The sequence below is a fragment of the Burkholderia sp. Bp9004 genome (genome assembly GCF_003858025.1).
Taxonomy (GTDB): Bacteria; Pseudomonadota; Gammaproteobacteria; order Burkholderiales; family Burkholderiaceae; genus Burkholderia; species Burkholderia diffusa.
On sequence record NZ_QTQD01000008.1, the window covers coordinates 58,933 to 71,423 of the forward strand.

Sequence of the window (12,491 nt, forward strand, 5' to 3'; positions counted from 1 at the left end):
GACGGTACGCGCCAGATGCCCAGAAATGACCGCAGATGACGACGTTCGAGTGACACCCCCCGACAGAAAAAAATCGCGGCGCAGGCGGTTGCCGACGGGCGAAAAATCGGGGCACGAATAAAAAGGGGCGGAAGCGCGATGCGATGTGCGCGGTCGTAGGCGAATGGCGTGCGGACTCAGGCGCGGCCGCGGTTCAGGGACGGCGTGCATATGACCCCGGAGGGCGTTGCGGGCGGGGCGCTTGGCGGCTCATGCGGCCGCGTGAGCGGGCGTGGGAACGGGCGTGCGAACGCCGCCACGGGCCGCGCGAGCGTTCACGAAACGGAGAAGGGCAGACGCAGGCCGCGCCCGCCCCGGAGCGCCGCGGCTCGCGCGTCAGCGCGAAGCGAGTGCGCGCGAGTTGGCGTTGCCGTCGTCGGCCGTCTGCGTCGCGTTCGCGTTCCACACGACGCGGTCGTTGACCGCATACAGCCGGCATGCGCCCGCACCCTGCTTCGAGCAGTTGTCGAGCGCGAGCGCCATCGGATCGTCGCCGCCTTCGGCCCACGACCACGCGCCTTCTGCGGACACCGCGAAGGCACGGCTCGGATGCTGGTTCAGGAAGCGGCGATAGCCTTCGCGGCCGGCCTCGTCGAGGAACGGCACCGCGTCGATCGCATCGATCGACGCATAGCCGGTCGCCTTCGGTTCGTGCGGGTTGGCGACCGCGTAGCGCACCGAGGTCGGCAGGTTCAGTTCCGCGAGGAACGCATTGACGGCCGGCCACCACACGGGCACGCCGTCGCGATCGACGATCAGCCGGTGCGCGTCGTCCTTGTAGCGGCCGAAATCGATGAACTGCGCCTGCGTGCCGTGCGACACGTACGCGTCGTGCATCCGCGCGACGAGCGCGGGGGTCCACACCGAATCGTTGTCGCCGTACAGCCACAGCGAACGTACGGCCGTATGCGCGCCGTACTGGTCGAACGCATCGACGAGATTGCGCTGCCAGCCGTCGCAAAGATCCTGGCGCAGCCCGCCGGAGAAGTTGATGATGCCCCGCACGCCGGGCGCCGCTTCGGTGCCGTACGCGACCGACACGAGGCCGCCGTGCGACGTGCCCGCGACGACGATGCGCGACGCATCGATGTACGACTGACGCGACATGTAGCGGACCGTCGCGTCGACGTCGGCGGCCTGCGTGAGCCCGTTCTTGCCGACGTTGCAGCCTTCCTGCTGGTACGAGCCGCCCGACCCGGCGAAGCCCTGGCGGTTCGGCGCGATCACCGCATAGCCGCGGCGCACGAATTCGCGCGCGAACGCGAGCGGCCGGCTGCGCGGCTGCTGATGGAGGTCACCGGTGTTCTTGCCGTGGTTGAAGACGACGAGCGGGAAGGGGCCGGGGCCGTTCGGCTTGAACAGCGTGGCCTCGAGCATCACGGAACCCGACGCATCGGCCGGAATGCTGACGATTTGTTCGTTGAGGTTCGCGGCAACTTGCGGGAGGCCCGAATCGCCGTAATCGAAGCGCTCGGCGTGGGCGAGCGAGCCGCTTGCCGTGGCCGTGCCGACGTTCGGCAGCGCACCGGCCTGAGCGGCCGACAGCGCACAGGCCGCCATCCATCCCACCAATACCTTGCTGAACGCCATTCGTAAGCCCTGCCATGCAACATGACCAATCTGAGGGCCATCCTAGCCCGACAAATTCAGGTTGTGCAATGCGGGAATTACCCGGCGTCTGACACAGCAACTATTTGTCAGCGTTCACTTACTTCACCGTCGACATAGCGCCAGAACCCGTGCTCGTCGCGGGTGAACCGGCTCGTCTCGTGGAGCCGGTAAGCGCGCCCGCCGACCTTGTAGCGGGCCACGAATTCGACCTCCGCGTGCCGTTCGTCGAGCGGCGCATGGCGCTTGATCGCGAGGCCGAGCCAGCGCGGCGCGTCGGGCGCATCCGGGTCCGCATCGAGATCGGCCGGGCAGGTGCGCGCGTCCCAGGTCGCGCGCAGGTAGTCGGTCGCGCCGAGCACGTACGCGCTGTACCGCGAGCGCATCAACTCGAGCGCGGTCGGCGCGGCTTCGCCGCCGTCGATGAAGCGGCCGCAGCAGGCCGCATAGCGCGGTGCCGGGGCTTTGCCGGCAGGCGCGGGGGACGCGCCGCCGCACGGGCACGCGTCAGGTCGGTTCAAAATCATGCGAATCGTGAATTAACGACGCCGGGTTGTGATGTCGGCTCACCAGCTGAGCTCGACGCCGTCGTACTGGAAGAAACGGCCGTTGGACCGCGACACGTCCGCGCCGGCTTCCGCGATCACGCGGCGCATGCCGGTCACGCTGGTTTCCGGATCGATCGCGGCCTGCGCGCCGCCCATGTCGGTGCGCACCCAGCCGGGATGGAGCGAAATGCATGCGGCGTGGCGCGTCTGCAGCGACGCGATGCGCAGCACGTCGTTCAGCGCGGCCTTGCTCGCGCGGTACAGCCAGCCGGTCGTGCCGGTCGCCTCGGCGATGCTGCCCATCCGGCTCGAGACGACGGCGAGCACGCCGCGCGCGTCCTCGACGAGCGGCAGCAGGATCGGCAGCAACTGCATCGGCCCGCGCACGTTCGTATGCATCACCGCGTCGAAATCCTCGGCGCCGATCGTTTCAACGCCTTCGGTGCGCGGCCCGTACACGCCCGACACGAGCACCGCGGCGTCGAGCCGTTCGCCGTCGAGCTTCCAGCCGAGCGCCGCGATCTGTTCGGGCCGCGCGATGTCGAGCGCGTGCGCGTGCGCGCCGAGTTCGCGCAGCGCGGCGAGCGACGCGTCGTCGCGCGCGGTCGCAATCACGTTCCAGCCGTCGCGCCGGTATTGCCGGACGAATTCGCGTCCGAGGCCGCGCGATGCGCCGACGATCAATACGGTTTTCATGTTCGCCGCTCCTTCTCAGTGCACCGCCGTCGCGGCAGTGTCGGTGTCAGATCAGTGCGATGCCCGTCGCGGCCAGGCGCGTGATGCTTCTTCGGCCTGGCGCCGCGCGGCGCGTGCGCGCCGCGCCGGCGGACGTTACTTCGCGTCGCCGCAGGGCTTCAGCGTGTCGGCGACCGCCTGCGCGACGTCGTCGAGCCGCGCGGCATCCGCCGCGACCATGTCGTTGTCGGGCGCGTGCTGGCCACGCGCGGTCAGCGCCGCGACGCAGCGCTTGTAGGTCGCATCGAGCGCGTCGAAGTTCGACACGGACATCCCGAGGTTGCGCATCCGCCCGTCGTGCACGCCATACACGAGCCCGTGCACGGTGAGCGACTGGCCGCGCGCCCACGCGTCGTTGACGATCGTCGTGCGGCACACGTTGACGACCTGCTCGATCGAGTTCAGCTCGATCAGGCGGCGATAGCGCGCCTCGCCGACCGGCCATTCGTCGAGCAGTGCCGCGTGGCGCTCGCGCACGTCCTGCACGTGATGCAGCCAGTTGTCGGCGAGGCCGACGCGGCGGTTGTGGAGCGCCGCGTTCACGCCCGAGCAGCCGTAGTGGCCGACGACCATGATGTGCTTTACGCGCAGGATGTCGACCGCGAACTGGATGACCGACAGGCAGTTCAGGTCGCTATGGACGACGACGTTCGCGATGTTGCGGTGCACGAACACTTCGCCCGGCGGCAGGCCGATGATCTGGTTCGCGGGCACGCGCGAATCCGAGCAGCCGATCCACAGATATTCCGGCGCCTGCTGGTCGGCGAGACGCGCGAAGAAATCGGGATCTTCGGCGAGCTGGCGCTTGACCCAGGCGTCGTTGTTGTCGAACAGATGTGAAAGCGGATTGTCTTGGGTATTCATCGGTGTGGATTCCGTTGGCGGAAAGCGGGTCGATAACGGGTTCGATTCGATCCGGGCGCGCGTCAGGCGGCGCGCTGCGCGTCGCCTGCATCGTCACCGGCGTCATCGGCGCCCGGCGTCGCGTCGAAGCGCGCGGGGTAGCGCACGCTGAAGCGCAGCGACGCGTCGTACGGGAAAAAATCGGGCAACTCGCCCTGCAGCAGCTTGTCCTTGCTGGACTGCCACAGCGCAGGGTCGAAAAAGTCCGCGTGATGCTTCATGAAGACCGTCCGCACGCGCGGGTCGCCGAGCAGGAACGGTCCGTAGGTTTCCGGAAAGATGTCGTGCGGGCCGACGGTATACCACGGCTCGCCGGACAGTTCGTCTTCCTCGTTGCGCGGCGGCGGCACGCGCCGCACGTTGCAGTCGGTCAGGTACTCGATCTCGTCGTAGTCGTAGAACACGACGCGGCCGTGGCGCGTGACGCCGAAGTTCTTGTACAGCATGTCGCCCGGGAAGATGTTGGCCTTCATCAGCTCTTTCACCGCGTTGCCGTATTCCTTCACGCCGTGTTCGATGTCCGCGTCGGTGCCGTTCTGCAGGTACAGGTTGAGCGGCGTCATCCGGCGCTCGATGTACAGGTGCTTGATCACGAGATTGTCGTCCTCGTATTCGAGCAGCGACGGCACCTCCTTCTCCAGCTCGCGCACGAGCGCATGGTCGAGCCGCGACAGCGGCAGCGCGACGCTCGAATACTCGAGCGTGTCGGCCATCCGCCCGAGACGGTCGTGGCGCTTCACGAGCTGGTACTTCTCCATGATCTGCGCGCGCGTCGTTTCCTTCGGCGGCGGGAAGTGATCCTTGATGATCTTGAACACGTACGGGAACGACGGCAGCGTGAATACGAGCATCACGAGGCCCTTGATACCCGGCGCGATGATGAAGCGGTCGCTCGAATGCGACAGATGGTGCAGCAGGTCGCGGTAGAACAGGTTCTTGCCCTGCTTCTGCAAGCCGACCGAGGTGTAGATCTCGGCCTTCGGCTTGCCCGGCATGATCGTGCAGAGGAAGTCCACGTACGCGGACGGCACGCCCATGTCGACGAGGAAATACGAATGCGAGAAGCTGAAGATGATCTGCAGCTGCTCGCGGCGCAGCAGCACGGTGTCGAGCGCGAGCAGGCCCGGGCGCACGTGGCGGATCGGCACCGCGAACGGCAGCACGCGATCGGCGTTGATGATGCGGCCGACGATGTACGCGCTCTTGTTGCGGAAGAAGAGCGACGACAGCACGTGGATCTGGAAATTCGGCGCGGCGTCGAACTCGCCGAATTCGTCGGTGATCGACTGCATCACGCAGCCGATGTCGCGCGTGAGATCCTCGAACGGCGGCTCGAGCTGGAAGTTCGTGACGATGCGCTCGAGCGTGGCCGCGAGCCCGTCGGTGCCCGGGTAGTACGCGCGATAGGTCGGCTTCGCGGCCGGCTCGTCGTTCTCGAGGTATTCGGTCGAGATCGCGGGCCGCACGAAGATGAAATCGTTGCTGAAATACGAGCGGTGCAGGATCTTGCAGCACACCGAATTGAAGAACGTCTCCGCGCACTCGGGCTGGCGGTGCGACGTGAGCAGGCCGATGTAGTGCAGCTTGATCTGCTGCCACACCTCGTCGTCGATGTTCTCCGCGTCGTATTCGTCCTCCAGCACCTCGACGCATTCCTGCACGCGATCGTCGTACGACGTGATCCGCTCGCGCGCCAGCCGCTGCAGGCCGTGCCAGTCGGTGCGCTCGTATAGCGTCTTCGCCTCGACGGCGGCTTCCCGGAAGATCCGGTAGTGGCGGTCGAAGTATTCGAGCATCGTCTGTGCGACGTCGAAACCGATCTGCGACGACAGCAGTTTGGGGAAGTGATTCATCGCGTGCAGGCTCGTTCGAGAGGGACTGTAAGCACTCGCCATTTTAGCGCCCAAGTCGGCGTTTCAATGACTTTCGGGGCTGGCGCCCAAGCGCCGTCAATGCGCGGGTTGTGTGCCGTTACATGCCGTTCGGGGCATCTTCGCGTAAAGATACGGGTACGGAATTGATTCTGGCACGAACTTTTTTTGCCCGTCCGGCGCCGGCGCGGGCGCGCGTTTCGCGCGACGGCGATAGAATCGACGCGATCCCCGCGCGGCCTGCAGCCCGCGCGCGCCTGCCCCGCATTCGCACTTGCCTGCCCTGATAACGACGAGACGCCCCACCGATGAACGCACTGGAACACCAACTCGACTATCCCTTCGCCGACACGCTGCCCGCCGCGGGCGACACGTTCGAGGTCGCGCCCGGCGTGCGCTGGCTGCGCATGCCGCTGCCGTTTTCGCTGGATCACATCAACCTCTGGCTGCTGCGCGACGAGATCGACGGACAGGCCGGCTGGACGATCGTCGACTGCGGGATCTCGTCGGACGCGATCCGTACGCACTGGGAACAGATTTTCGACACGCATCTCGACGGGCTGCCGGTGCTGCGCGTGCTCGTCACGCATTGCCATCCCGATCACTTCGGCCTCGCGAACTGGCTTTGCGAAGGCGGCGACAAGGGCCGCTGGAACGTGCGGCTGTGGATGACGCTCGGCGAATACATGTTCGGCTGCCTGATGGCGGCCGGCAACGGTTCGAACGCCGGCGGTGCGGCCGCGGCCGATCATTTCGCGCGCCACGGCCTGACCGACCCGGTCGCGCTCGAGAAGCTGCGCAGCCGCCGCAGCTACTACTCGGACCTCGTGCCGGCCGTGGCGCCGCGCTACCGGCGCCTGCGCGAAGGCGACGCGGTGAAGATCGGCGCGCGCACGTGGCGCGTCGTCACCGGCTACGGTCATTCGCCTGAACATTGCGCGCTCCACAGCGAAGCGGACGGCGTGCTGATTTCCGGCGACATGGTGCTGCCGCGCATCTCGACCAACGTGTCCGTGTTCGATCTCGAACCGGAAGCGAACCCGCTCGCGCTGTACCTGGAATCGCTTGGCCGCTACGAGACGATGGCGCCCGACACGCTCGTGCTGCCGTCGCACGGCAAGCCGTTCCGCGGCGTGCGCACGCGCATCGCGCAACTGCGCGCGCACCACGACGCGCGGCTCGACGAAGTGCGCGTCGCCTGCGCGGAGAAGCCGGCGAGCGCGGCCGACATCGTGCCGATCATGTTCCGCCGCCGCGAGCTCGACATCCACCAGATGACGTTCGCGCTCGGCGAGGCGCTCGCCCACCTGAACCTGCTGTGGCTCGCGGGCGAACTCGTGCGCGAGCAGGGTGACGACGGCGTGCTGCGTTTCCGTACCGCGCGCTGAGCGCGCATCGTCACCGTCACGCGACGGGTTCGTAACGCCACCCGTCGCGCTGCCATTGCATCGTGTGCGTCGGTGCGAGCGCCGCGAGAAACGCGGCGTCGTGCGACGCGACCACGATCGCGCCGGGGAAGCCGGCCAGCGCGGCTTCGATCGCGCGCACCGATTCCAGATCGAGGTGATTGGTCGGCTCGTCGAGCAGCAGCAGCTGCGCGGGCGTGCCGCGCCACAGCGCGCATGCGAGCGCGGCCTTCAGCCGTTCGCCGCCGCTCAGGCGGCGCACCGGCTGCGTCGCGCGCGCGGCATCGAGCTGCAGCAGCGCGAGCCGGCTGCGCAGTTCGCCTTCGAAGAGCGGCGTATCGAGGAATCCCAACTGCTCGACGATGGAGCGTTCAGGATCGAGCAGCGCGAGCCGCTGGTCGAGATACGCAGCGCTCACGTGCGTCGTGCACGTGCCGGCGCGCGGAGCGAGTTCGCCGGCGAGCATGCGCAGCAGCGTCGATTTTCCGCAGCCGTTCGGGCCCGTCAGCGCGATGCGCACGGGGCCGCTGGCCGACCAGGTGATCGCGTCCGTGCGGCCCGCGGTGCGCCACGGCAATTGCGCGCGCTCGAACGCGAACAGATGGCGGCGCGCGCTCACCTCGGTGCCCGGCAGCGATACGAGCACCGGCGCGTCGGCTTCGACGCGCGCGGCTGCTTCCTGCACGCGCGCATCGAGCGTCGCCTTGAATTCGCTCTGGTGACGGCGGACCGCCCCCATGATGCTGCGTGCCGCTCCCTTGCGGCTCTGTTTTGCCATCGACGACAGGTTGGCCGTCTTCGCATCGCGCAGTGAGCCGGCCGCATGACGCTGGATCGTGTCGTGTTCCTGTTCGAGCCGACGCCGCGCGCGTCCGCGCTCGGTGCGCGCATGCTCGAGCGCGGCCTGCGCGGCATCGTGCTCCGCGTCGCGCTGCGCGCGGTACAGCGCGTAGTTGCCGCCATACGTGCGCACGCCGTGCGGCGTCAGTTCGACGATGCGCTGCACGTGCGCGAGCAACGCGCGGTCATGGCTGACGACGACGACACCGCCGCGCCAGCCGTCGAGCGCCGCGCGCAGCCACGCACGGCCCGGCGCATCGAGGTGGTTGGTCGGTTCGTCGAGCACCAGCATCCCGGCCTCCGACAGCAAGGCGCCGATCAGCGCGACGCGCGCGAGCTGGCCACCGCTCAGCGCGTGCGCCGGCGTGTCGGCGCGCACGTCGTGCAGGCCGGCTGCGTCGAGTGCCGCGCGCAGCCGCTCGGCGAGGTCCCAGCGATCGCCGATCAGGTCGAAGTCGTGCGCGTGCGCGCGGCCGTCGGCGAGGCGCGCCAGGGCCGCGAGCGGCGCATCCAGCGCGGCGATTTCCGCGACGGTCCGCGTGCCGGCCGGCGCGTCGTCGTGCTGCTGCGCGACGTAGACGACCGGCGTCTGCCGGTCGATCGTGCCCGCGCTCGGCGCGCGCCGGCCCGCGATCAGTTGCGCGAGCAGGCTCTTGCCGGCGCCGTTGCGGCCGACGATACCCGTCGGCGTGCGATCGATGGACAGGTCGAGCGAGTCGAACAGCGTGACGCCGTCGTCGAAGCGGATGGAAACGTGATGAAGCGCGACGAGCGCGCCGGTCGGCGTGGCAGCAGCCATAAGCACCTCCGAAAATGCGTGAAACCCTTCGCGCGGCGTGCATGGCACGGCGGCGAAAACATTTTTGGGAAGGCTTAGTTGTTCACTTCGGCTGGCGTCCGGTATGAGGAATGAGCGCGCAGTGTAGCAAGCGCGGCGCGCGCGCCGCAAGCGACGGGCGAGCATGCCGTCGCTTGCGTGCCACGCGCGGTTACTGCACCGTGACCGCAGCGAAGTTCTGGCGGCCGAACGGGCTCACGCGATAGCCGCTCACGTTCGCGCGCGTGAGCGCGGCCGCGGTCGGGTAGCCGAGCGGAATCCACAGCGCCTGGTCGTGGATGATCTTCTGCGCGGATTCGTACAGCTTCGCGCGCTTGGCCTGATCGGCGGTCGACTTGCCGTCGGCGATCAGCTTGTCGAGCTGCGCGTCGCAAAAGCGTGCGAAGTTGATGCCCGACTTCACCGCGTTGCAACTGAACAGCGGCGACAGGTAGTTGTCCGGATCGCCGTTGTCGCCGGCCCAGCCCATGAACAGCATGTCATGCTGGCCGAGCTTCGCCTGCTTGATCAGCTCGCCCCATTCGATCACCTTGACTTCGGCCTTCACGCCGATCTTCGCGAGGTCGGCCTGCAGCAGTTCCGCGCCGGCCTTCGGGTTCGGGTTCAGCACGCTGCCCGTCGGGCGCGTCCAGATCGTCGTCGAAAAGCCGTTCGGGAAGCCGGCCTGCGCGAGCAGCTGCTTCGCCTTCGCGGGATCGTACGCATACGGCGCGATGTCCTTCGCGTAGCTCCACGTGTTCGGCGGATACGGGTTGTTCGCGGCCGTCGCGGTGTTGTCGAACACCACCTTCAGATAGGTCGCGCGATCGAACGCGAGGTTCAGCGCCTCGCGCACCTTGTCGTTGTCGAGCGGCTTCTTCTGCGTGTTCAGCGCGACGAACGCGGTCATGAACGCGGGCGTCTGCACGACCTTCAGCGCGCTTTCGCCCTTCGCCGCGAGCACGTCCTGCGGCTTCGGCGACAGCGCGATCTGGCATTCGCCGGCCTTCACCTTCTGCATGCGCACCGACGCGTCGGGCGTGATCGCGTAGATCAGCCGGTCGACCTTCGGCTTCGTGCCCCAGTAGGCCGGGTTCACGTCGTAGCGGATCAGCGCATCCTTCGTGTAGCTCTTGAGCACGAACGGGCCGGTGCCGACCGGCTTCGCATTCAGGTCGGCCTGCTTGCCGGCCTTCAGCAGCTGGTCCGCGTATTCGGCCGAGTAGATCGACGCGAAGCCCATCGTCAGGATCGGCACGAACGTCGCATTCGGCTCGTTCAGCACGAACTTCACCGTGCTGTCGTCGACCTTCGTGACCGACTTCACGAGTTTCACGAGGCCCATCGACTGCGCGTGCGGGAAGCCGCTCGCGCCGGCCACCTTGTGCCACGGATTCGTATCGTCGAGCATCCGCGAGAACGTGAACACGACGTCGTCCGCGTTCAGCGAGCGGCCCGGCTTGAAGTAGTCGGTGGTCTGGAACGCGACGTTGGGGCGCAGGTGGAACGTGTACGTCAGGCCGTCGGCGCTCGCTTCCCATTTGTCGGCGAGCGCGGGTACGACCTTCTTTGCGGCTTCGTCGTACGACACGAGCGTGTTGAAGATCACGTCGGCCGATGCGTTGGTCGTGACGAGCGAGTTGTACTGCACGACGTCGAAGCCGTCCGGGCTCGACTCCGTGCAGACGGTGAGCGGCTTGGCGGCGGCGAGGCCGGGGGCGGCGAGGGCGGCGGCGAGCGTGGCCGCGGCGAACAGCTTGACCTGCATAGGATCTCCCACGTGACTTGTGATTTTTTGCCGGGTGTCGGAATGCGGGCGCGGCCCGGAAGCGGGCAGGGCCGGCGCGGCTGGCGGATAGCATACCGTCAAAGCGTGCCGCGCGTGAAAAAAGCGCCGGAACGCGGTGAGTTGAGCGAAAAACGGCTGCGTTGGCGACGGAATGCGTGTTGGGGCGGCGCAGCGGCGGGGGCGGCGGGGCAGGTGCGGCGGCGAACGGCGGGCGGGCGAGACTGTTGCGCGGAGACTGCGAATCGAAGCGGGTCGGCGCGAATCTGTTGGAGCGGCGGAGGCGAGGGAAGCGGAAGAAGCGGAAGAAGCGGAGGAAGCGGAGGAAGCTCGGTACCGGCGTGCGATGCGTGGTACGGCCGACAGGAGGAAGCGGCGCGCGCTGCATTGGCACCGACCGTGGCGCTGCACCGGTCCGGCATGAACGGCGCGCCAGACGCGCCGGACGCCCGATGCCCCCGATGCGCTCAGTGCGTGCCGGCCTTCGGCTTGCGCGGCGCCTTTTCGAACAGACGGTCGTAGAGCCAGCGCGGCAGCACGTGCAGCACCTTCGCGACGACGCCCATCTGCCATGGAATCACGCGGAACGCGTGCTGCCGAGCGATCGCGCGTGCGGCGCGGGCCGCGAAGCGGTCGGCGTCCATCAGGAACGGCATCCGGTACGGGTTGTGCGCGGTCATCGGCGTGCGGATGTAGCCGGGCGCGATCGTCACGACGCCGACGCCGGCCGGGCGCAGCTCGACGCGCAGCGCCTCGAGATACTTGATCGCGGCCGATTTGGACGCGCTGTACGCGCCGGAACCGGGCAGGCCGCGCACGCCGGCGACGCTCGCGACGCCCACCAGCGTGCCGTGGCGCGCGGCCGTCATCGGGCCGACGAACGGCTCGAACGTCGCGACCATCCCGTAGTAATTGATGTCCATGACGTTGCGGAACGTGGCGAGATCGCCTTGTCCGGTGACGGCGCCCTGGCTGATGCCCGCGTTCGCGATCACGACGTCGGGGCAGCCGTGCGCGGCGATGAACGACGCGGCGGCCGTGGCGAGCGCATCGGCGTCGCGCACGTCGGCGGAATAGACGGAGACGGACAGCTTGGGAAAGCGTCGCGCGAACGCATCGAGGGCATCGGTGCGGCGCGCGACGAGTGCGAGCGTGGCGCCCTGGCGGGCGTATTCCTCGGCCATCGCGAGGCCGAGGCCGCTCGACGCGCCGGTGATGAAGACCTTCAGCGGAGTAGTCATGCCGGCGCGCGGGCGGGGATTAGAGTTTCTTGTCCTGAACCTGCTTCACGAGGTAATCGAGCACCTGCGCGGTACCCGGGATGCTGTTCGTGTAAGCCGGGCCCGTCTTGTACTTGCCCTGGACGATGACCGTCGGCACACCGTCGATCGCGTAGTTCTTCAGCAGCTCGGCCGACTGCTTCACCTGGCCCTGCACGCTGAACGAGTTGTACGCGTCCATGAACTGCTTCTTGTCGACGCCTTGCGTCGCCAGGAAGTCGGCTTGCGCCTGCGGCGTGAGCAGGTAGTTCTTTTGCTTGTGGATCGCGTTGAAGATCGCCGGCGTGACCTTCTCCGAGATGCCGAGCGCCGACACCGCGTAGAACAGCTTCGAGTGCGGGACGAAATCGTCGCGGAAGGCGACCGGCACGCGCTTGAAGTCGATGTTGTTGCCCTGCTTCTTCACCCAGGCCTCGATCGTCGGCTCGAATTCGTAGCAGTGCGGGCAGCCGTACCAGAAGAACTCGATGACCTCGACCTTGCCGGCCGGCGCGGACACCGGCTGCGGCGACTTCATCACCTCGAAGTCCTTGCCGGACACCGGTGCGGCAGGCGTTGCCTGGGCGAAGCCTGCAGCGGCGAGGCCCAGGGACAGAAGGAGCGTGCTAAGCAGTTTTTTCATGTTGTAGACGTCGAATCAGTTGCTCGGGTTACGAAA

Annotated in this window: 10 protein-coding genes; 1 reads left to right on the forward strand and 9 read right to left on the reverse strand. The window is 67.6% G+C overall.

Annotated elements, in window-relative coordinates; translation table 11 throughout:
• Nucleotides 1-375 precede the first annotated feature (375 nt).
• The 5 genes from DIE08_RS11625 to aceK all read right to left on the reverse strand — a co-directional run bounded on the left by DIE08_RS11625 (nucleotide 376) and on the right by aceK (nucleotide 5,686).
• Complete coding sequence (locus DIE08_RS11625; RefSeq protein ID WP_124901986.1) at nucleotides 376-1,629, reverse strand: dienelactone hydrolase family protein; 1,254 nt, start codon at nucleotides 1,627-1,629, stop codon at nucleotides 376-378.
• A 107-nt stretch (nucleotides 1,630-1,736) separates the two neighbouring features.
• Nucleotides 1,737-2,174 (reverse strand): YchJ family protein, encoded by a 438-nt coding sequence (locus tag DIE08_RS11630; RefSeq protein WP_059691402.1) that lies wholly within the window; start codon nucleotides 2,172-2,174, stop codon nucleotides 1,737-1,739.
• 39 nt (nucleotides 2,175-2,213) lie between these two features.
• Nucleotides 2,214-2,891, reverse strand: coding sequence for an SDR family oxidoreductase (locus DIE08_RS11635; RefSeq protein WP_059600010.1), 678 nt, complete (start codon nucleotides 2,889-2,891; stop codon nucleotides 2,214-2,216).
• A 135-nt stretch (nucleotides 2,892-3,026) separates the two neighbouring features.
• Entirely contained in the window at nucleotides 3,027-3,794 is a 768-nt protein-coding gene (can, locus tag DIE08_RS11640; RefSeq protein WP_124626421.1) for a carbonate dehydratase, read from the reverse strand.
• Between the two features lie 62 nt (nucleotides 3,795-3,856).
• Nucleotides 3,857-5,686, reverse strand: a complete 1,830-nt coding sequence (aceK, locus tag DIE08_RS11645; protein ID WP_059600011.1) for a bifunctional isocitrate dehydrogenase kinase/phosphatase — start codon at nucleotides 5,684-5,686, stop codon at nucleotides 3,857-3,859.
• A 326-nt stretch (nucleotides 5,687-6,012) separates the two neighbouring features.
• Here aceK and DIE08_RS11655 point away from each other — a divergent pair, with 326 nt between their 5' ends.
• Nucleotides 6,013-7,092, forward strand: coding sequence for an MBL fold metallo-hydrolase (locus DIE08_RS11655; protein WP_124901987.1), 1,080 nt, complete (start codon nucleotides 6,013-6,015; stop codon nucleotides 7,090-7,092).
• Nucleotides 7,093-7,108: 16 nt separating this feature from the next.
• Here DIE08_RS11655 and DIE08_RS11660 read toward each other — a convergent pair whose 3' ends face one another.
• The 4 genes from DIE08_RS11660 to DIE08_RS11675 all read right to left on the reverse strand — a co-directional run bounded on the left by DIE08_RS11660 (nucleotide 7,109) and on the right by DIE08_RS11675 (nucleotide 12,455).
• Nucleotides 7,109-8,749: an ABC-F family ATP-binding cassette domain-containing protein gene (locus DIE08_RS11660; RefSeq protein ID WP_124901988.1), complete on the reverse strand. Its 1,641-nt coding sequence runs from the start codon at nucleotides 8,747-8,749 to the stop codon at nucleotides 7,109-7,111.
• A gap of 190 nt (nucleotides 8,750-8,939) precedes the next feature.
• Nucleotides 8,940-10,535 (reverse strand): ABC transporter substrate-binding protein, encoded by a 1,596-nt coding sequence (locus DIE08_RS11665; protein ID WP_124901989.1) that lies wholly within the window; start codon nucleotides 10,533-10,535, stop codon nucleotides 8,940-8,942.
• A gap of 485 nt (nucleotides 10,536-11,020) precedes the next feature.
• Nucleotides 11,021-11,794 carry an SDR family oxidoreductase gene (locus DIE08_RS11670; RefSeq protein ID WP_124901990.1) on the reverse strand — a complete coding sequence of 258 codons (774 nt, stop codon included), beginning with the start codon at nucleotides 11,792-11,794 and terminating at the stop codon, nucleotides 11,021-11,023.
• Between the two features lie 19 nt (nucleotides 11,795-11,813).
• Nucleotides 11,814-12,455 (reverse strand): thiol:disulfide interchange protein DsbA/DsbL, encoded by a 642-nt coding sequence (locus tag DIE08_RS11675; protein WP_059523964.1) that lies wholly within the window; start codon nucleotides 12,453-12,455, stop codon nucleotides 11,814-11,816.
• Nucleotides 12,456-12,491 lie beyond the last annotated feature (36 nt).